Source organism: Secundilactobacillus angelensis (assembly GCF_012641075.1).
GTDB classification, from domain to species: Bacteria; Bacillota; Bacilli; order Lactobacillales; family Lactobacillaceae; genus Secundilactobacillus; species Secundilactobacillus angelensis.
Genome location: NZ_JAAXLJ010000005.1, coordinates 121173 through 142230, shown reverse-complemented (window position 1 = coordinate 142230; position 21058 = coordinate 121173). Strand labels below are relative to the sequence as shown.

Genomic DNA, 21058 nt, shown 5'->3' with positions numbered 1-21058 from the left:
CATTAATCCTCATCCACCAGTCCCTGGTAACGCAACAAACTAGCCATGACCGCCATGCGAACGAACACGCCATTGGCCATTTGCTGGAAAATCCTAGAGTTATCACATTCGACTAATTCATCGGCGATTTCGACACCGCGGTTCACAGGTGCCGGGTGCATAATGATGGCGTGCTCCTGCATCCGTGCTTTACGAGCTGATGTTAACCCGTATTCAGCGTTGTACTTAGCAGCTGTAAAGGTCTTGTTCTCCGTCGTATCCAGCCGTTCGTGCTGCACCCGCAGAAACATTAACACATCCATCTGATCCACTAAATCGTCCACTGGCAGCCAGGTTCCATAGGCGTCAAAGCGGGCATTAAACCACTTCTTAGGCCCGCCGAAGAAGACTTCAGCACCCAGTTTGTTCAACACTTCCATGTCAGATCGAGCAACCCTTGAGTGAGTCAAGTCACCGATTATGGCAACTTTTAAGCCTGCGAAAGTCCCAAATTCTTCGTAGATTGTCATCATATCCAGCAATGACTGTGAAGGGTGTTCACCAGAACCGTCACCACCGTTAGCAATACCCAGGTGGATGTTGCGGTCGTTAACCAGCTGATTGTAATACTCGTTATGCTTATCACGAATAGCCATGACGTCAACACCAATCGCCTGGAGTGCTTTCACGGTGTCGCCCATCGTCTCGCCTTTATTAACTGAGCTGACCGCTGGGTTGAAATCAACGACTTGCAAGCCTAATTTACGTTCAGCCATTTCAAAACTGGTGTGGGTACGAGTACTGTTTTCGAAAAATAAGTTGGCAGCGTAGACTGGCCGTGTCAGGTGAATCTGCTTACCAGCCTTAAACTGCTGGGCTTCTTTAATGAAGGCCATCACTTCATCGGCTTCTAAATCTTGCATACTGAGTACGTTTGCGTAACTTAACGGCTTGGTCGTTTCAATCATAGTTTTTTCCTCCTAAAATAAACGCGCCTTGCCGTGTTTGCAAAGCGCGCCTTTTAGGGGATTAACCTTTGGACGTTTTGCTCTCACGGGAGACAATTAAATCGTCAGTAAACAAAAACCTCTCTACCGCCTGTGGGTAGAGAGGTTCACAAATCTAGACTATGTGCCTAGTTTCGCCGGACCTTCTTAGCCTCACAGGACTAATTGTTAAAGGTTTCATTGCTGATATCATAACCCGTTTGTTTGTCTGACACAAGCTTTTTTTGAATTTTGGCTCATTTCCTGATGCGTTTTCAGTACTGGTATCATGCTATAATGGGTTTCAGCTATGAACAAAGAGGAACGTAAAATGACAATTACCAAATTAGGAATCCGCGAGCTCGTTGAGTTTACGCTACGCTCTGGGGATCTCAACGCCAGCATGAACAGCATGAATACGGCTTTAGAGGGTGCTCAGATTCACCGCATGCTGCAAAAGTCTCGTGGCGAAAATTATCAAAAAGAATATAGCCTTGAACGCGAAGTACAGCTGGCAGGTAACCCTTACCTCGTTCACGGGCGCGCTGACGGGGTCATCTTAAATGGGAATGACACGTTGATTGAAGAAATCAAAACGTCCGACGTCGCTTTTGAGGATCTCACGGATAACACTTTGACGCTATATTGGGGTCAAGCGAAAATGTACGCCTACATCTTAATGACCGATGAAGACCTCAACCAGCTGACACTGCAGTTAACCTACTATCGTCGGACAACCGAAGAAGTGACCACGCGGAAAATCACTTATACCTTAGCTAAAGCCACTGAATTCTTCAATTCAGTTATCGCCGAATACGAGACTTGGCTGAAACTGCAAGCTGATCTACGGGAAAGCCGTAACGCTTCCATCAAGGATTTGGCGTTTCCATTTGATCATTACCGAACCGGGCAACGTGAACTGGCCGTATCAGTTTACAAAGCCTTGCGCCTAAAAAAACAGCTTTTCATAGAAGCGCCAACCGGCACGGGTAAAACCATTTCAACCGTGTTCCCCTGTATTAAAGCTATGGGTGAAAATCAGATTCAGCGGCTCTTTTACTTAACGGCTAAGCAGAGCACACGACGGGTTGCTGAACAAGCACTGGGACTAATGGCACAACAGGGATTGACCCTTCGCAGCATCACCCTCACCGCTAAAGACACAATCACTTTCCCAGAAGAAGCAGATCTACCACCGGAGGAGAATCCCTTTATGGTGGGCTACTATGATCGATTGAAACCCGGTCTAAAAGATATTTTGACTAACGAAACTGCCATTACGCGTGAAACCGTGGAGGCCTATGCCCGCAAACACCAACTGGATTCCTTTGAATTTTCATTGGATATCAGTCTCTTTTGTGATGTCATTATTTGTGACTACAACTATCTGTTTGACCCGCAAGTTTATTTGCAGCGGTTCTTCGCCGTCGACCACGACGATGACAACTTCTTTTTAGTGGATGAAGCCCATAATCTAGTCAGTCGCTCACGGGATATGTATTCGACAGAATTATCTTTAGCACCACTGACCGACTTAATTGCCACCACCAAGGACTCAGCAGAAGGTACCCCTGCATTATTAAGGGCTTTTCGTGCCATGCGCCGAGCCTTTTTTAAAGTCGCTGGCCCACTACTAGAAAGCGGCGAAGAGGAAAGTGTCTTCAACAGCCCCGCTGACGAGTTTAACAAAGCCGTCACAAAATTAAGTGACCACATCAGCGACTGGCTTGGAGATGAGCAACGGCCGCAAACCGATTACACAAAAGCGGTGCTGGACTTTTACTTTGCCTGTCTGAGTTACCTTAAAATTGCTGATTTCTACGATGAAACCTACCGAACTAAAATTACCCTGGGGGAAGATCATGACCGGGAAATCGTCTTCAAACAACTCTGCCTTGATCCCAGCTTGTTTCTTCGTGATTGTCTAGATAAGGGGCGCGGTGCCGTCCTATTCTCAGCCACCCTCTCTCCACTGGATTACTATCAGAGAGTACTTGGTGGAAACAATGATAGCTTGTGTTACCAATTGCCCTCACCTTTCCCGCCAAAGCACCAGAGCATTCTGATTACCGACTACATCAGCACAACTTATCGGAGTCGCGAAGCCAACTTAGCCAAAATTATTACCGGAATCAAAACGCTGGTCAACGGAAAAACGGGTAATTACTTAGTCTTTTTGCCTTCCTACAGTTTTTTAAGTACGGTGAGTTTAGCTTTCAAAACAGCTTATCCCGAAGTGGCAACGGTCATCCAAGCCCCTAATATGAGTGAGTCTGATCGCTCGGATTTTTTGGGGGCTTTCCAACCCAACCCTGATCAATCACTGGTGGGCTTTGCTATTCTGGGCGGCTTATTTTCTGAAGGGATAGATTTAACAGCCGATCGACTGATTGGAGTGGCTATTGTCAGTGTTGGCTTACCGGGAATTAGTACCGAAAATAATCTCCTGCGAGACTACTTTGATTCACAGGGTGAACCAGGCTTTGAATATGCTTATCAAATCCCGGGGTTAAACCACGTCTTTCAGGCTGCCGGTCGGTTGATTCGTAGCACCTCAGATGAAGGCGTTATCCTGTTAATGGATCAGCGTTTTGCTAGCCAGCGCTACACCCGCTATTTTCCGCCGCATTGGCAGTATCATCGCATCCTGCACAGTGCAGACGAGTTAGCTCCCACCATTGAACAGTTCTGGCAAATGACCGACAAGGAGCCGAATGTATCGTGAAAACTAAACTCACATTGGAATTAGAAAAAACACTGTACGAAACCTGTCTGGAGGCTGGCAGCATTGCCGTGGAAGAAGTCACCATGCCTGACGATCAGGGCATCGTGGACACTCTGAGCTACCAACATTTACCAACTGGCGAAGACGAGTGGCGCTGTTACGAATTGAAAGTGACTAAAAGCGACTTTCATTCCCATGCAAAGCTTTCCTTCATCGGCAACTACAACTATTTTGTCCTGCCACTCTCACTTTACCTTGAAATCAAGGATGAAATTCCAGCTGAAATTGGTGTGTTAAGCTACCAGAAATATGACCCAGAACAGTTAGCTGCTGCCACTGAGCCGGTGCTCACACCAGGTTATTTAACGGTTGAAAAGAAACCACGGTATCAAGAAATCGCCCTTGATCAAGGTGACTTGATGCGCCATTTTCTTTACTCGCTGGCTCGTGAAGTCCGCAAAGCGAAGCGGGTGGAAACGGGAATCAGTCAATATTCTACTGATCGGCTGTTTAAGGAATTAAAGAAACGGCATCAGCATTATGATATTTATGACCCAGAAAATAATTTTTATGACCGTTTCATCGATGAAACGCGTGCTAATGCCGTGACCGCGTTGCAAGAAGAAGTGGATGCGTTAAACTTTGAAATTGCCAAACTACAGCAGCAACTCTATGAGGCGAAACAAAAATGATCTACTATCCTTATTTTCGTGGTCGTCAATTCGATCTCCGAGCACTGACGGAATTTGCTGAACACGCAGCTACACCTCAGATCGTACCGATTATCGAACCGGTACGTGACGCGCCTGCATTGCCCAAAACGATTACTGCTTTCAGCCAGCATCACCAACGCTTAGCCATCATTCAAAATCCACAGGTAGACCATTACCAGGCTGCCAAACGCTATCCAATCGATGACTTGATGCAATCACCAGAAATTCAGCGAGCCTATATTTTAACACCACTGCTGCCGCCTGATTTGCTAGGCAACAGTTTAGTGATTGTCCAACACTACGCGGATTTGAAGCTATTCCTAGAGCATGATTGGTTGCCAGACTCAGCTACGCTCTTAGTGCCACCTGAGGCCCGAATTCGTCAGTTACTTAGTGGGAGAATGTTCGGTCATCTTTTTGATCATTATACCGTTCCAGAACACAGTTTTGATTTTGCACAAATGCCTGATAGCTTTTGGTCTGATGACATCACCTTTGCCACCCAATATGGCGAAATTGGTTTCAGCGATTACTTAACGCAAGGTGCCGCCTACTTCGAGCGTGGTCATCCCAGCCGAACAGTCACTCTGCATCTGATTTATTTGAAGGATAATCAAGTCCGCATCTGCCATTTCGTTTCTGATCAGCACGAGGACTTCAAACATCAACGAGAGAAATACTTTGAAGCATTGACCAAGGCAGTTGGCTGGATCAAAACCCAACCTGCTGAAAACCAAACAACGGCTACTGCCAAGTTAGTCACCTTAGCTGAAAAACACCATTTCCCGGGCATGGGCGTCTTGAAGGCGCTGACGATTGAGCACCATTTGGAAATTATGACTAGATATTTAGAATCGAATTAACATTCCTGGCCCTAGAGGAGCGTCAAAGCTCAGTTTCCGGCCATGTCACGCAAATAAGACTAATCCCGACAAGATATGCCGGAATTAGTCTTATTTGCGTTTCGTTCTGGAATCTACCGAGCTTTATCACTCACGCCATTGTATTAGCCAGCAAGCCGACGTATGCAATTGCACCCTTAGTCTGCAGATGAACCTCATCATCGGCAAACCAATTGGGCTGATTTTCACTGCGCCCATGCCAATCAACCACATGGACATTTCGGTTGTGCTTAGCTGTTGACGTGATCAGCTGATTGGTTTGGCTCTCCCACTTTTGAGTTGGTACGTGGGTATTGATCCAATAGACCTGGCGTTTACTCCCAACCACTTTCAGGAATCGAGAAATATCAGTTTTTTCTGGTGGCCCATTTGTCCCCAGATTAACCACTACGTTATCAGCTAATTTATGCTGAGCCTTTAGATTTTGAGCAATGGTCGGCAAATCATAAAACTGTCGCCCCACTTCTCCGTCAACTATGGCACGTGGAAAAACCTGCTTCATTTCTGGCACAATATCAACCATAACGGAGTCACCGATTGCCGTTACTTTGGCACTGTGAGCATTGGCAGTCGCTTTTGGGCTTAGATGATACTTTTTGGCGATTTTCTTCTCATGACGAGTTAATTTCACTGGTTTAGGTTTCGGCTTAGTGACCGTAGCTTGATTGAATAGATTAATAATCGGTTTACGACCAACAGTGAAGCCTCCAATCACTATGATCACAATCAAGATCACCCAGAAGATGGGACGCTTTAATATTGGCTTTGCTGGTGCTGCATGTCGCTTCATGTTTTTTCTCCCTTGTCGTTACTACCTTTCATTTTAACATTTATAGTGCATGTGTAATAAAAGAGGCTGTGCCTTAAGTCGATATTGGTAAGTATTTTGATTACGACGACTTATGATTGACCTTGCTTTGCTACTTGAAGGTAGTCTTAACCTGCTCCACAACTCAGATTCCGGCCATATAACACAAACGAGCGCCATCCCGATAAAGGACATCGGAATGGTGCTCGTTTATGTTATATTCTGGAATCTACCGAGTTGTGTCACACCTTCTCGATCAATGATTTAATTAAACGAACTTTTGACGAGCAACTATTTTAAAGTCCCAAGACAAGTTTCAGATAGCCTGCAGCTAAGGTTAAGCCAATCAGCCATAAATCAAGCTCTTGTAATCCCCGTGCCTGCTTCGTCGTGTCGAAGACGATAAAGTGGCCACTAAATAGCACTAAACTTGCAAATAAAAGAAAAGCAAATAAGAATTCCGATGACCCCAGAATCAGGCTGATGAAAGTAACAAAATTCAGGGCCAATATCAGGACTCTGCCCCATGTTACCTCTCGTCCCATAGCCACCAACTGAAGATTAATCCGATTCATCATGTCTAACTCACTCCTATCCTAAGTCATTTTTCTAACCAAGAATATTGTAACGCTTTCATTGGCGATTTATAAGGATTTCGGGACGGTTTTAGCAAGTTCTAATCCAACCAAAAAGCCCATGTCCTAAAGGTGATAGACACGGGCTTTTCAAAATGAGAATGCTTAGATGAATCTTATTTACTTGTCTTATTTTGCTTATTTAACGAAAGCAACGCAAACGCCTTCTGGAACTTTAAAGTCCTTTTGAACTTGAGTCAATTTACCAGTCGCGCTATCACGGCTATATAACGTTGCGTTATCCGTATTTTGGTTAACAAGGATAATAAAACTTTCATCAGCGTTAAAGTTGAAATCACGAGGAAAATCACCTTCGGAAGAAATCTGGTCGACTAGTGATAATTCACCGTTATCTTCAACTTTGAACGTCGCAATTGAGTTGTACCCGCGATTTGAAACGTACACGAACTTGTTGTCGCTGGACAAGCGAATGGCAGCTGCGCCATTGTGTGCTGTCCAATCTTCTGGGATAGTGCTTAATTCTTGACGTAAAGTAAATTCACCAGCTTGCGAAATGTAGTCCAGAACCTCAATACCACTGCCAAGTTCGCCGACTAAGTAAGCGACATTTTGGGCCGTGTTGAAGACGATGTGCCGTGGTCCGAAGCCAGCAGCACACTTGAACTGTGACTTCTCAGTTAATTTGCCAGCATCACTTACGTCATAGAGATAAACCCGATCTTCACCTAAGTCACAGCAAACTAACCGGTTATCTGGCGTTAAATCCGTATAGTGTGGGTGAGGACCATCCTGCTGCTCGGGGGCGGGGCCAACTGCACCAGTATGTTTCACAGTATCCGTGGTGGTCAATGTGCCATCTGCGTTAATCTTATAAACGGTGATAACACCAGTGTGATAGTTAGCTGTGAAAACCAACTGACGATCCTCATCAACCGCTACATATGCCGGATTAGGTCCAGCAACCAATGATTTACTCAGTTCCTTAAACGGCTTTTCGCTGGCATCAAAAACTTTCAGTCCACCAATTTTCTTGCCGTCTTCAGATTCTGCATCAATGGCATAAACCCGGTGTGCTTTTGATTCAGCAACATAGGTTGGGTTGCCAGCACGTCCAACTAATTCAAGGTTTTGTAACTGCTGCTTCTCAGTGTCCAGCTGTAATTCATAGACACCTTCACTGCTTTTATGCGTATAGGTACCGATTAAAAATGTTTCGATCATGTTCAATCCTCCACTATGCTTGATATGAATTTCAACGTTTCAATTATAGCACAGGTCTAGTCCGGCTTTAGTCACGACTTGACGCTTATCAGAATTTTTCTATGAGGTTAAGGATTTACGACTCACCCGCATTTTGTGTTACACTCAATCACATCTACTTTTATAAAGGAAGCGTAGCATGTCAAAATTCGAACTTTATCACCCAATATTAACCCCGCATTACCAGCTTAATTGGCTGACTAATTTTAAAGTAAAGGATGTCAATACTTTACGCCGTACCATGAACCCTAGTGAAACAATGATTGAAACAGCCAACTACATTAACAGAGAAATGAGCACTGTCATGAACGACCAAGCCTTGACCTGGGGAATTGGCGACAAGCAAAAGGATAACTTTATCGGCATCGTTCACCTTGCACCGGTCAACGGAAGCTTTAAGTCAGCTGAGCTCACGATCACCAGGGTCAACAATGATGATCAGACACTGATAGAAGAAATTCAAACCTATTTAACTGAATTTTCAAAAAATCAGCTTCAAAGTAGCCAATTGACCCTTAAATTAAAATAAGGTTCTCTGGAATCTTTCTAACAAAAGTGTTTTAATAAGGGTAACTAATAATTACTCTAATCTGAAAGGAGACCATAGTCATGAAAGAACCGGACGCAACACTGAGTACTGCACTTGATAAGCTTCGTGAACAGCACGTTCGTATCACCCCTCAGCGTAAACTAATTCTAGACTACTTAATGACTCATGAAAATCATCCGCCAGTCGAAGAAATCTACAAGGAACTGGCACCTCAAATGGCAACGCTCAGCTTAGCCACTGTTTATAACACGTTAAACCTCTTTGTTGAACTGGGAATTGTCATTGAAATTCCTAACGAGAACGGTGGTGTTCGGTATGACTTCTTCGGTCGTCCTCACTATCACGCAATTTGTGAGAATTGCGGAAAAGTAACGGATATCTATGATCCAAACTTGCCACAGATTGACGGTATGCTACAAAATACCGCCAAGAAACAATCTGGCTACAGCTTCAATGCCTGCCATATCGAGCTTTACGGTCTTTGCCCTGAATGCCAAGCAAAAGGTGTGACACTCGCCTCGTAATCAACGGTAACCTACAACTATAAAAGCCGAATTAACTTGAACATTAAGTTGATTCGGCTTTTATAATCTGCTGATAATGGTGTAAATACTTGAGCCTTAAGAGTTTTGTTACCTGTTTTTAACAAGAATGAAAATAAGCTCGTTTTAGCCTACCAAAGCAACGTCTATAACTGTAATATTAGGCTTTCACGGTAATAGCTAACTTGTCAATGCACTTTTTTCTCGGTAGTATAGCTTCAGAGAATGAATCGACCGTTCATTAAAAATTTGTTTATAGAGAGATGATAAATGTGAAGAAGTTTCCAAAATTTTCGTTATTAGTTACTGGGATGCTGACTTTATTCACAGTGGGTGCTACCAGTACAACTACTGCTCATGCCGCTAGTTCAGCCGTAAATAACTATATTTCAAGTCAAAATATTACACCTGCAAAAGTGACCAAAAGCATTTGGGGTGGCTTTCCAAAGAATGCTTACCGTCATGGTACTGGTAAGCCAGAAGGTGTGGTTGTGCATGAAACTGCCAACCCAAGTTCTACGATTTACAACGAAATCGCTTATATGAAAGCTCACTACAACAACGCTTTCGTCCATTCCTTTGTTGATGCATCACGCATTATCAACATTGCCAACACGAATTACCTTGCTTGGGGAGTTGGTTTCCCTGGTAACGCGCGATTTGTCCAGTTTGAACAAGTCGAAGTGCATAGCAAGAGCGCCTTCGCACACGAAGTTGCCAACGCTGCTTGGTATACTGCATCACTGCTTCACCAATATGGTTTGAAGCCAAACGATGCGGCTTACGATGGTAAGGGAACTGTTTGGTCTCATGGTGCAGTAGCTAAGTACCTCGGTGGATCTAACCATACCGATCCAGTGGGCTATTACTCAACTACTGGTAAGAAATACTTTGGTCAAGGCTACACGATGGCTGCTTTCTATCAGTTAGTTCACTCTTACTACTACAGCGATTTTAGCGGTTCTGCATCAACACCAAGCAGTTCTTCATCCGCTACCCCACTGGACAAGGTGACCTATACTAAGACGACAGCAACTGGTAAGTTATCAAGTAATTACGCAAGCTATCGCCTCTACAATCACGTTAAAAATGCCTATGCTAATATGACCAAATACAGCTGGACATCCGTTGGTGCCACAACTGGTAAAACAGTCTACATCAACAATAAGGGTGTTAAAGATAAGGCCGGTACCACTTGGTATCGTTTTACCTTCAGTACTGATGCAAACGCAAAACAGTACTGGGCATATTCAGGCGCACTGGATTTAAACTAATTCATCAGTATTCGAAAACGGCAACTCCAATCGGAGCTGCCGTTTTTTTATTTCACAAACTTCTTTCTTGCCTGACGCTCACTGGCCACCATGGCCCAAGTCGTTAGTGGAATCGTGGCAATCACTGACATCATTGAAAATAGGACCATCAGAACCTCACCGACCAGAATTTTATCATTTAAAATCTCACCCAGCGAATAGTGGACCCCAGCGAACCAAATGAATAATGCCAAGAAACCACCGAAGAAACCGAAGAACAACGTGTTAAAAGTGGTCCCAATGATTTGCGAACCAACTTTGAAGCCAGCCCCTTGCAAGTTCTTCAACGTAATTTTAGGGTGCTGTTCGAGAATTTCTGCTAGTCCAGCTGCAATGGCAATCGCCGCTTCAGCAATCGCGCCTAAAGTACTTAGAATTGCCGTGGAGACCGCCACGTTTAAATAGCTGATACCTAATATCGTCGACATCCCTTCAAGATCTTCACTGTCTTCCTGACCGAAGCCTTGAATCTGAGCCCAGTGTTCAATTGGAATAATTAAAATCACCAGTAGAATCAAAACTGCCACGGAAGCATAGAAGGCCACCATGGTACTATTTGAATCATTACCACCAAGAAAAATAGTCATGGCAAGTACGATGACTCCAGTCACTAAGGTCACCAAAACCGGCGACAAGTGAAAGGCCATCAGCACCATAGCAAAGAACAGCGCCGCAAAATTAAAGATTAAACTGATCCACGCCTGTAATCCCTGAGTACCGCCCACAACTACCATGCAAATCAATAATAATAATCCTAATGCCGTAATCGTCCCCATGACTGATGACCTCCAATCATTAAACTTGTAATCCCACAAGCCAGCGGAATCGTTAACACGATCCCAATCCCACTGATGAGACTCTGAACGACGCCAAGAGACATGGTCATGTTAAAGGTATATCCCCACGAATTGGCGTTTTTCAGAAATAGTAGCGCTAAGGGCAACGTTTCAGCGACGAAGATAAAGAATAACACGTTAACTAACGGCCCCATTATCTCGCCCCCAATTTGCCTGCCTGACTTAAAAATTTGTTTGGCTGAAATATCCGGTTTTTCGGCTTTCAGCGCCATTAGCGACGCAATGATATCGGTGGATTCATCCATCACGGCCCCTAACGAGCCAAGAATCGTTTCTGCTAAAAATAGCGGTCGCGGTAGCTGTGTCACGTACTGCATTGATTCGTAATACACGCCACGTTCATGCGTTAACGCAAAAACGACCAACGCCACAATGATTGACAGCGCAGTCCCACCAATCGTTGCCAACAGCGTCATGAGCATCTGCCGGTTGAAACCAATCACAATCAATAACGTGAGTGCCGCAAAGACAATGGCCAAGCCACCGAATATCACGAGTACGATGCCGCCTTGAGTGTTCGTATTCCAATTCACAGCCAACCAGAAAAGCACGCCATTCACAATCACGCTGGTCAGCGCCATTAAGCCACTAAAGCGCATCAATACTAATAGTAGACTAACTGTCAACCACGCGGTAAATGCCAAAGCTGTATCCCGTTTAAGATTACTGATAGTCGCTGAAAGGTTCCCGTGATTGTGGTGAACCGTCAAAAAAACTTTTTGCCCTGTGTGATAGCCTAAGGTTGTCGCCTGTGACTTTAAATAGGTATTATCAATTGTCAGCTGTCGGCCTTTGTGCTGACCATTCGTAATCACACCACGGAGTTGTTGTTCGACTTGCTGATCTTCATTATTGAATTGATCGGACTGCTTTTGCGAACTCATTTTTTTCACCGATTGGATGCTTAAAATCGGGGTCTGGTACAATCCATCATCATGGGCGACACCCAATACTAATAAGCCACCTAAAATGACCACAAAATAGGGCCACCAGCGCCGCCAAAATGAATGCTGCTTGTCTGCTTCATCTATCATTTCACTACCACCTTGTCACAAACCATCATATCATAATGACCATGACTGAATTAACTGTCCTTGCAGATTTAAACTAACCGTTAGTTTTATTTTTTAACAACTATTCTTGCAATTGGGTGGGTATATAGGGTAGAATGGTCGAGTGATTGATTACACCATATTCAAAAAGTGAGGGTTAGACACATGAGAAAAGCACATCCACATGGCGTACAAGGCCGCCGTCCAGTGAACCAAAAGAAGGACGCCAAGCGCCAAAAAGAAATTTCAAACTTGCAACAATGGCTTAAGAGCGAAAACAAGAAGTAATTCTTGTTAATCGCAAGCATTGCAGGTAAAAAAGTCTCATTTAAGCGACTATGCATGGTCACTTAAATGAGACTTTTTTCATGCTAATCCTTGATAGAGTTCATAGTACCGCCCATGAAGTTTCAACAATTCCTCGTGAGTCCCCCGTTCAATGATTCGGCCGTTATCGATGACTAGTATCAAATCAGCATTAAAGACCGTGGACAACCGATGAGCAATCACAAACGTTGTCCGGTTGGCCATGAGATTGTCCATCCCAGCTTGGACCAACCGTTCTGTTCGCGTGTCAATGTTGGAAGTCGCTTCATCTAAGATCATCACCGGTGGATCCACAATGGCTGCCCGGGCTATGGCGAGCATCTGACGCTGCCCGGAAGACAATTCCTCACCATCACCAGAGATTTCAGTATCATAACCTGCTGGTAAGTCCTTAATAAAAACGTCTGCTCGAGCTAATTGTGCTGCAGCAATCACCGCCGAATCATCCGCCTCTGGAATCCCATACCGAATGTTGTCTCTAATCGTTCCTGTAAACAAATGCGTATCCTGTAAGACAATCGCCAACGCCCGACGTAAATCGGCCTTTTTAATCGTTGAGATGTCCACACCATCATACATAATTTGACCGCTATCAATATCGTAGAACCGATTTAACATATTGGTGGTCGTTGTCTTCCCTGCCCCAGTCTCGCCGACTAGGGCAATTTTAGCACCTGCCTGTGCGTCGAAATTTAAGTCATGTAACCCTGCATGAGATTGCGGATAAGTAAAGTTAACGTGGGTAAATTGAATATGACCCTTTACTGGTACCCGTGGCCGCGAAGCATCAGCTGGCTGCCAGAACCAACTTTCACCCTCCTTGACCAAGGTGGTTGTTCCCTGATCATCTTCCGGTGTCTCATCCAATAATTGGAAAATCCGACCGGCACCAGCCATGGCCTGTACGATTGAATTTAATTGTTGAGAAATCTGTGCGATTGGCTGGCTGAAAGAACGACTAAGTTGCAGAAATGCTGCGATGGTCCCCAAGGTGATCAGTGTTGGGTGCATAATGGCCAAACCTCCACCCAATACAGCAATCAGTACATATAGGAGATTACCCATATTACCCATGATTGGAAACAGCATGGTGGCAAATCCATTAGCGTATCGAGCATCATTACGAAGTGTCTCATTGTACGTCTCGAATTCTGCTTGCACCTGCTTTTCGTGTGAAAATACCTTGATGACCCGCTCGCCGTTCAGCATTTCTTCAACAAACGCGTCCAACTGTCCCAAAGAAGCCTGCTGAGCACGGAAATACTTAGCACTATGGTGGGTTAACCAGCGAACAATAACAATACTGGTCGCAAAAATCACCAGTGAAACCACAGTCAAAACGGGACTTAACAGTAACATCGCGGCTAACGCAAAGGTTACGTTGAAAAGTGCCACCACGAACTGAGGAAAACTTTGTGTGATCAGCTGCATCAGCGTGTCCACATCGTTAGTATAGCGACTCATCACGTTGCCATAGTCATTTTGATCAAAGTAACGCAGCGAAAGTGTCTGCATTTTTTCAAACATCTGGTCTCGAATGGCTTCTTGAATTCGCTGACCAATGACCGCCATAATCTGCGAATAGATCACAGTGGCAATCACCCCTGCATAGAAGATCAGTGCCATCACACCAATTGCAAATAATAAGGATCTAAAGTCTGGATTTGCCGCGCGGGTCAGCGGCATAATATAATGATCAATCAGTTGCTGAATGAACAACGAGCCTGCCACACCCGATAAAGCGCTTAAAATGATCGCTATTAGACTGATCGTTAGCCAACCCTTATAATCTCTCACAAGTAATTTTAGAAGCCGCCAGAGTGTCCTACGTCGCTTATTCATGGTGGTCACCCCCGGTCTGCTTCTGCTGTGCCTGGTAGAGTTGCCGGTACCACTGGTTACTTGCCATCAGTTCAGCGTGTGTACCAACTGCCTCAATGCCACCACGCTTCATGATAATAATCTGATCCGCGTCAATAATACTGGCGACCCGTTGTGTGATCATCAGCTTAGTGACGTTTGGTAGCTCACGTTTAAACGCTTGTCGAATCCGCGCCTCAGTCTGCGTATCAGTGGCACTGGTCGCATTATCTAAAATCAAGATTTTAGGTTGTTTCAGCAGTGCTCGGGCAATCGTCAGCCGCTGTCGCTGTCCACCCGAAACGTTTTGACCCGTCTGTTCAATTTGGGTATCCAATCCATCTGGCAACCCGTCTACAAAGCTCTTAGCTTGGGCTTGTTCAAGTACGTGATTTAACTGTTCATCCGTTGCGGTTGGATTGCCCCATTTGAGATTTTCGCGAATCGTGCCGGAAAACAAAATGGTATTTTGCAGTACCATGGCCACTTGGTCACGCAAGGTTTTCAGTGCATACTGGCGGACGTTTTTACCGCCAACGCGAACAACACCGCTGGCAGCGTCGTATAGCCGTGGAATTAGTGAAACTAAAGTGGTTTTTGAGGTACCGGTCTCACCAATAATGCCAACCACTGCACCGCTATTAATGTGCAAATTAACGTCGCTAAGCTGATCATCATCCGTCCCAGGGTAACTAAAGCTCACATGCTCAAAATCAATGTTGCCATCAGGTACTTCAGTTTCAGCATTGGCTACCGCCACAATATCAGGGGCGGTTTCTAGCACCTCCACTGCTCGCTCTGCGGAAGCCTGCGAAACTGAAAGTTGGGAGAAAATCATTGCCAGCATGTTCAAACTATACAGAATGGAAATACTATAGGTAAATAAACTCACAAACTGGCCAATCTCTAGGGCCTTCCCAACAATCAGTTTAGCGCCCAGCCACGATAGAATCAGCATAGTGGTACTAATGACGAACTGCATCAGGGGCATATTAAGGGCAACGATCCGTTGTGCCTTAGCAAAAACTTGGGCAATTTCTTTGGCCGACTGACGAAACTTTGAAATTTCAGCCCCTTGTTGACCATAAGTTTTGACCACTCGAATTCCCCGAAGGTTTTCTCGAACGACCCTGTTTAGTTTGTCGTATTGTCTAAAAACCTGCCGAAATAACGGTCGCGATTTTTTTACAATGAAGAACAGCCCAATCGCGAGCACTGGTACAACGCAAACGAACAGCCACCCGGCCTGACGACTTACCAAAAAAGCCATGATGATTGAAAATAACAGCATGGAAGGCGCCCGGACCGCCACCCGGATCAGCATTTGATATGCGGTCTGGATGTTAGTAATATCAGTGGTCAGCCGGGTCACTAGACTGGAAGTAGCAAAGTGATCCAGATTTTGAAAAGAAAAGGTTTGAATTTTGCTGAAGATATCGTGCCTAAGATTCTTAGCAAAACCGGCAGCTGCCTGACTTGAAAACCAACTTGCACTGGCACCTAACGTCAGTGAGAGTAAAGACATCAATAATAGCAAAACACCAACTCGAATGACCACTGACAAATGACCAGGGCGAATTCCCTGATCAATAATAGCGGCCATCAAAAACGGAATCAGCGTCTCAATGGCGGACTCTGACACGACGATCAACGGCGATATAATTGTTTGCAGCCGGTACTCACGAACCGATTTTAATAACGTGTGTAGCATTGCTGACACACCCCCACGTATTGAAATTACCGTAAGTTTATCACGAGTCCGACTAATTTGATGGTAGAAACACTTGCTATTTACAAGCAAAAAGCATGCGCTGTCTAAACTCACAAAGTGCATGCTTCTTTATCTGACTGTTAAATAAGTTTACTCGCCCACAACCAGTACCGGTGTGATGGAGCGGCGAACAACATACCCGGTGGTCGAGCCCATGATTGCTCGATTCAAGCCGTGAACACCTGACTTGCCAATCACCGTCAAAGTGGTATCAAGCAAGTCTGGTAATGTTTCGGAAATGGCTTGTTTGGGGATTCCAACCTCGAAGTCCGTCTCAACGTCTACGCCGGCATCCTTCGCTCGGGCCTTGGCAGTCTTCAACGTCTCCTCAGCCTGTTGCTTCATATGTGCCATAATGTCGTCACCAAAAATCGCGCCGTACTGGGTGTAGCTCTGGTCATTGGCCACTGCAACTACCGTGATTTTGGACTCATAATGTTTAGCAATGTCAACCGCTGCATCAAGTGCCCGGTAAGCATTTTCACTACCATCAACAGGCACCAAAATTTTCTCAAACATAAGCGACACCTCCACTACTTATTTAGTTTTATGCTACCACATTTGAAAGCGCTAACGTAGAAATACGTACTCAAATCAACCAATAATTTTCAGCCCCGTTTTCATGAAAATTGTGGTCAAATTTTTTTCTGCTTGTAAATCCTAACGCAACAGTACGTCACTTTACCTGGTCGAAATGTCAAGATTGAATTCCAAATTTTAGCTCCCTATAATGAATCATGAGTTTTCAAATCGGGGGGATTATCAATGCAAGAAACAACTAACAATTTATTATCAACTATTAAAGAAGCCTACCACCATAACTGGGTCATCAAGCTGAGCTTAAGCCCTTCTAAAGCAATCACTGGAATGGTCAACACGTCACCAAATCACGGTGTATTTTATCTGACACACAACGGGGACATCGAAAAATTTGACTTAGATGAACTAAGCGACGTCACTGTGATCGAAAAAAACTGGTGGAAAATTTAAACAGAAACCAACTTTCTGAAGCTCAACTTACGATTCGTTGGGTTGTTACCAAACTGAAGTCGCGCGTGAATAATAAATTGGCAGAGTGAGTGACAAAACTCGGTTGATTCCAGAGTGTAACACAAATAAGACTAATCCCGTTGTACTTTGTCGGGATTAGTCTTATTTGTATTGCATGGCCGGAATCTGAGTTTTGACGCTCGATTAGGCTATATTGAAGTCGAGGAAGTCATGAATTGCTTTTTCTTGCATCGTGAGCTGGTAATCTGGTTGAGATATAGTATAATGAGAACATACGTTTGCTAGTGATATTCTAAAAGCAATATCGCAGTTAAACGCTGGTGACTTTAGCGGCGGGTAATTCACCATTACATTTGGTGTCAAACTAGTCAGCGTAGCAGTATAATGAAAACAGTTTACATACAAGATGGAGGTTATCAAATGGCAGATAAAATTGATCAGAGTTTAATCAAAACGGATCTATACGACGCGGTAAATGGCGAGTGGCTTAAAACAGCTACGATTCCTGGTGATCACTCCACTACTGGTGGTTTTACTGACCTTTCAGACGGGATTGAGAAAACCTTAATGGCTGACTTTAAGGACTTATTAGCCGGCAAGTTAAAACCTGAAAATGCTGAAATGAGCGAATTTAAGCAGTTTTATGAACTGGTTAGTGACTTCAATAAGCGTGAAAAAGATGGCAGCGCACCTTTAAAGCCTTACCTTGACCGCATCGAAGCCCTCAAGAACTATCATGACCTTAGTGATCAGTTGGCTGATTGGATTTTAAGCGGTCTGCCAACCCCATTTTCACTTGATATTGATTCTGACATGAAAGACTCCACTAAGTACGCTTTATTTGCTAGTGGTCCGCGCCTGTTCTTGCCCGATAAAACCTATTATGATAAGGACAATCAGGCTGCTAAACAATTAATGCCCGTCCTGCAAAAGATGATGGCTCAATTATTCCAGCAGGCTGGTTATGAAGAAGCCGAAGCTCAAACCATTATTGAACAGGCAACTGCATTTGATAAATTAATCGCACCCCACGTTAAGTCTGCGGAAGAGGGCGCCGATTACAGTAAAATGTACAACCCTCGGACACTCGATCAAATCGCTGGTAGCACTGATAAGCTCGACTTACGTACCGCCATTACCTCTTTGGTCAACGGTACCCCAGAAAAGATCATTGCAACCGAACCTGCCTATTTTGACGCATTGGGTGATTTATTAACCGATGACAACTTCGAGATGATGAAGAGCTGGTTACTGTTCAAAACAGTGATGGGACTTTCTAGCTACTTAACTGAAGAACAGCGGCAAACCAGTACCATATATGGCAGAGCAATGAGTGGCCGAAAAGAAGCCCGTAGTCAAGAAAAAGCTGCTTACGACTTAGCTACCGGAGTTTTCGATCAAGTCGTTGGTGACTATTATGGCCGTAAATACTTTGGTGAAGCTGCTAAACAAGATGTTCATGACATGGTTGTTAAAATGGTCAACGTCTACAAAAAGCGTTTGGCTAACAATACTTGGTTAGGCAAGGCCACACGTGAAAAGGCCGTCTTAAAGCTTGACAAGTTGGGTATTCAAGTTGGCTATCCAGACAAAATTGACCCGCTTTACAGTAAGTTTAAAGTAACGCCTGCAAGTGAAGGCGGCAGTGTCTTATCGAACGTGATGGCCTTTACTCGCATCCGGAATGAGGACGATTTTGCCCGCTGGAACCAACCAGTCGATCGTACTCGTTGGGAAATGAGTGCCTCAACCGTGAACGCCTACTTCCATCCGTTCTATAACATCATCGTCTTCCCAGCTGCAATTCTTCAAGCACCATTCTACAGTCTCAAACAGTCTTCCAGTGAAAACTTTGGCGGCATCGGGGCAGTTATCGCCCACGAAATTTCGCACGCCTTTGATAACAACGGATCGTTATTTGATGAAAACGGCAGTCTGAACAACTGGTGGACCAAAGAAGATAACGAACATTTCCACAAATTAGCCGAAAACATGATCAAGGAGTTTGATGGTCTGCCATACGCTGGTCAAAAAGTGAATGGTAAGCTCACTGTATCCGAAAACATTGCTGACGGTGGTGGTCTGAGCTGTGCGTTAGAGGCCGCTAAGGGTGAACCCGATGTCGATCTGAACGCCTTCTTCCTGAACTGGGCCAAGATTTGGCGCCAAAAAGCTACTCCGGAACGCGAACAGCTGCTACTGTCCATCGACGTTCACGCCCCAGCTAAACTGCGGGCCAACGTTCAAGTCCAAAACCTGGATGATTTCTTTAGTACTTTTGATATTCAACCAGGAGATAAGATGTACAAAGCACCTGAAGACCGCGTTAAAATTTGGTAATTTAAGACAACAAAGAAGGGTCAACGTTCACGATGAACGTTGACCCTTCTTTTCGGTCTTCAGATGATGCCCTCACGTAATCCCATAAAAATGGTGAGAATCAGTAAATCCGCTGACCCACCCAAACTGAGGTTGCGGGCAGTAAAAATCTCGTTTAATTCGTTAAGAAATACCATTCCCTGAGCCGTTCGACTGCCACCTAGAGCGAAGTACTGTTCTGACTGCTGATGCGCCCAGTGGACGATATCGTTGGTTTGAGCACGCTTCACTAAGTTAGTGTCTACACTGTTGCCCACGATGGTCATCAGTGTGTCTAGCAGCCGCTGATTAATTGTTCCTTGGTGTTTGCGCAAGGCTGGCAACCCAACGGTCATGACCGTTGGAAAACCCGCTTCAGCTTCACCGCGAATACCTTTAATACCATAGGTTAAATATTCTTTCTCACCAGCTGTTAACGCTTCAGGCGCTTTATCAGCCAATCCCTTAAAGTCGTTAGCAGTCAGATTCTTTAGCATTAACTGAACAATTTGCTGCGTTGAGAACTCGCTATGAGCACTCTGATATGCATCAGCTGTCACTAGAACACCTAGAGAAAAGATTGCACCCTTATGCGTGTTAACGCCTTTAGTAGCCTGGAACATAGTCTTTTCCGCCTCAACTCCAGCGGGGCGAATAGCTAAGAACAGTTCTTTCAGATCATTGCCTTGAAAAGTGGTCCCCTGCGTCACGCACTGGTTGAAATACAATCGTAGACTCATGGCACTATCAATAAAGGTAAACACATCCATATCGGGATGGGGGCCGCTAGACACCGGGTCAACTAGCCCCGGTTTCGGATTGACGCTAACTTCATACAGTAACGCACGTAAAGCATCGCCAACCAACGTGTCTTTTTCAGTGTCATTCATGCCTAACGTCCTCCTGTAGGCTCAAATTCAGTAGTGTAAATCTCACTGATTCGAGCCTGTAATTCAGTTACAGAATGACGTCTAGAGCGCGCACAATCCTTTGCTTCACGATTGCAGATTAAGCACTTTCGCACTGGCAAATTAAAATCCGAACGGGATAATGCCCGCTCCCGACCAGCTCGCAAAACATCCACGTCGAATAGACGCCCCAGATGATCGTGATCTTCAAAATCAACGGCTAACTGTTTGGCTGCCGTTGGATCAAGCTCAACGGTAATGAATAGCTCATTTCCAGTTGGCTTGTCCCATTGCGTCAACGTATGAAAGTGGCGAGTCTGCGCCCCTAGCTGGTCATAAAAGCGTTGCATACCAGCGGTAAATAACCGCTTGATTTGTTGGTTGTTTTTAATTGGCCCAGGAATATTCAGTTTGATGGCAAGCAACGTTTCGTCTGGGTAACGTGTCAGCAATTGCTGCTGCAGTGCCACCCGTGCGTCACGGTTCTCAAGCACATCAGTGATTTCTTGCGGCTGACCAGTTTGGAAAATGGCGGTCATC

General features: G+C 44.8%; 20 protein-coding genes. 9 read left to right on the top strand and 11 right to left on the bottom strand.

The window, feature by feature from the left end:
* Positions 1-2: 2 nt before the first annotated feature.
* Positions 3-947, bottom strand: coding sequence for an aspartate carbamoyltransferase catalytic subunit (locus HC026_RS04360; protein WP_168924769.1), 945 nt, complete (start codon positions 945-947; stop codon positions 3-5).
* A 349-nt stretch (positions 948-1296) separates the two neighbouring features.
* Between HC026_RS04360 and HC026_RS04355 the strand changes: the two genes are divergently transcribed.
* From HC026_RS04355 to HC026_RS04345, 3 genes are read left to right on the top strand one after another with little or no spacing between them, the layout of a single operon-like run.
* On the top strand, positions 1297-3690 hold the full coding sequence (locus HC026_RS04355) for an ATP-dependent DNA helicase (RefSeq protein ID WP_168924768.1): 2394 nt from the start codon (positions 1297-1299) through the stop codon (positions 3688-3690).
* Positions 3687-4382, top strand: a complete 696-nt coding sequence (locus tag HC026_RS04350) for a hypothetical protein (protein WP_168924767.1) — start codon at positions 3687-3689, stop codon at positions 4380-4382. The genes HC026_RS04355 and HC026_RS04350 overlap by 4 nt, the downstream gene beginning before the upstream one ends.
* Entirely contained in the window at positions 4379-5266 is an 888-nt protein-coding gene (locus HC026_RS04345) for a sce7725 family protein (protein ID WP_168924766.1), read from the top strand. The genes HC026_RS04350 and HC026_RS04345 overlap by 4 nt, the downstream gene beginning before the upstream one ends.
* 130 nt (positions 5267-5396) lie before the next feature.
* Here HC026_RS04345 and HC026_RS04340 read toward each other — a convergent pair whose 3' ends face one another.
* The 3 genes from HC026_RS04340 to HC026_RS04330 all read right to left on the bottom strand — a co-directional run bounded on the left by HC026_RS04340 (position 5397) and on the right by HC026_RS04330 (position 7930).
* Positions 5397-6095: an SGNH/GDSL hydrolase family protein gene (locus HC026_RS04340; RefSeq protein WP_168924765.1), complete on the bottom strand. Its 699-nt coding sequence runs from the start codon at positions 6093-6095 to the stop codon at positions 5397-5399.
* A 314-nt stretch (positions 6096-6409) separates the two neighbouring features.
* On the bottom strand, positions 6410-6691 hold the full coding sequence (locus HC026_RS04335; protein WP_168924764.1) for a hypothetical protein: 282 nt from the start codon (positions 6689-6691) through the stop codon (positions 6410-6412).
* A gap of 195 nt (positions 6692-6886) precedes the next feature.
* Positions 6887-7930, bottom strand: coding sequence for a lactonase family protein (locus HC026_RS04330; RefSeq protein ID WP_168924763.1), 1044 nt, complete (start codon positions 7928-7930; stop codon positions 6887-6889).
* 178 nt (positions 7931-8108) lie between these two features.
* On the opposite strand from HC026_RS04330, the gene HC026_RS04325 reads away from it, so the two are divergent.
* From HC026_RS04325 to HC026_RS04315, 3 genes are all read left to right on the top strand, one after another.
* Complete coding sequence (locus HC026_RS04325) at positions 8109-8498, top strand: GNAT family N-acetyltransferase (RefSeq protein ID WP_168924762.1); 390 nt, start codon at positions 8109-8111, stop codon at positions 8496-8498.
* Between the two features lie 80 nt (positions 8499-8578).
* On the top strand, positions 8579-9043 hold the full coding sequence (locus HC026_RS04320) for a Fur family transcriptional regulator (RefSeq protein WP_168924761.1): 465 nt from the start codon (positions 8579-8581) through the stop codon (positions 9041-9043).
* A 290-nt stretch (positions 9044-9333) separates the two neighbouring features.
* Positions 9334-10335 (top strand): peptidoglycan recognition protein family protein, encoded by a 1002-nt coding sequence (locus tag HC026_RS04315; RefSeq protein ID WP_240891013.1) that lies wholly within the window; start codon positions 9334-9336, stop codon positions 10333-10335.
* 47 nt (positions 10336-10382) lie between these two features.
* Here the strand turns inward: HC026_RS04315 and HC026_RS04310 are convergent, their stop codons facing one another.
* Both HC026_RS04310 and HC026_RS04305 read right to left on the bottom strand, forming a co-directional pair.
* Entirely contained in the window at positions 10383-11150 is a 768-nt protein-coding gene (locus tag HC026_RS04310; protein WP_168924759.1) for a YibE/F family protein, read from the bottom strand.
* On the bottom strand, positions 11129-12265 hold the full coding sequence (locus HC026_RS04305) for a YibE/F family protein (protein WP_168924758.1): 1137 nt from the start codon (positions 12263-12265) through the stop codon (positions 11129-11131). Before HC026_RS04305 ends, HC026_RS04310 begins: the two co-directional genes overlap by 22 nt.
* Positions 12266-12448: 183 nt before the next feature.
* Between HC026_RS04305 and HC026_RS12885 the strand changes: the two genes are divergently transcribed.
* Complete coding sequence (locus HC026_RS12885; RefSeq protein ID WP_263850118.1) at positions 12449-12571, top strand: hypothetical protein; 123 nt, start codon at positions 12449-12451, stop codon at positions 12569-12571.
* A 78-nt stretch (positions 12572-12649) separates the two neighbouring features.
* On the opposite strand, the gene HC026_RS04300 is transcribed toward HC026_RS12885, so the two are convergent.
* From HC026_RS04300 to HC026_RS04290, 3 genes are all read right to left on the bottom strand, one after another.
* Entirely contained in the window at positions 12650-14452 is a 1803-nt protein-coding gene (locus HC026_RS04300) for an ABC transporter ATP-binding protein (protein ID WP_168924757.1), read from the bottom strand.
* Entirely contained in the window at positions 14445-16181 is a 1737-nt protein-coding gene (locus tag HC026_RS04295; protein WP_168924756.1) for an ABC transporter ATP-binding protein, read from the bottom strand. The genes HC026_RS04300 and HC026_RS04295 overlap by 8 nt, the downstream gene beginning before the upstream one ends.
* Before the next feature lie 150 nt (positions 16182-16331).
* Positions 16332-16760 carry a universal stress protein gene (locus tag HC026_RS04290; protein WP_168924755.1) on the bottom strand — a complete coding sequence of 143 codons (429 nt, stop codon included), beginning with the start codon at positions 16758-16760 and terminating at the stop codon, positions 16332-16334.
* A gap of 246 nt (positions 16761-17006) precedes the next feature.
* Here HC026_RS04290 and HC026_RS04285 point away from each other — a divergent pair, with 246 nt between their 5' ends.
* On the top strand, positions 17007-17231 hold the full coding sequence (locus tag HC026_RS04285; protein WP_168924754.1) for a hypothetical protein: 225 nt from the start codon (positions 17007-17009) through the stop codon (positions 17229-17231).
* A 441-nt stretch (positions 17232-17672) separates the two neighbouring features.
* Positions 17673-19592, top strand: a complete 1920-nt coding sequence (locus tag HC026_RS04280; protein WP_168924753.1) for a M13 family metallopeptidase — start codon at positions 17673-17675, stop codon at positions 19590-19592.
* Positions 19593-19651: 59 nt separating this feature from the next.
* On the opposite strand, the gene citG is transcribed toward HC026_RS04280, so the two are convergent.
* The gene (citG, locus tag HC026_RS04275) at positions 19652-20500 is read right to left on the bottom strand and encodes a triphosphoribosyl-dephospho-CoA synthase CitG (RefSeq protein ID WP_168924752.1); all 849 of its coding nucleotides are present in this window, start codon (positions 20498-20500) and stop codon (positions 19652-19654) included.
* A 2-nt stretch (positions 20501-20502) separates the two neighbouring features.
* Positions 20503-21057 carry a citrate lyase holo-[acyl-carrier protein] synthase gene (citX, locus tag HC026_RS04270; protein WP_168924751.1) on the bottom strand — a complete coding sequence of 185 codons (555 nt, stop codon included), beginning with the start codon at positions 21055-21057 and terminating at the stop codon, positions 20503-20505.
* Between the last annotated feature and the right edge of the window lies 1 nt (position 21058).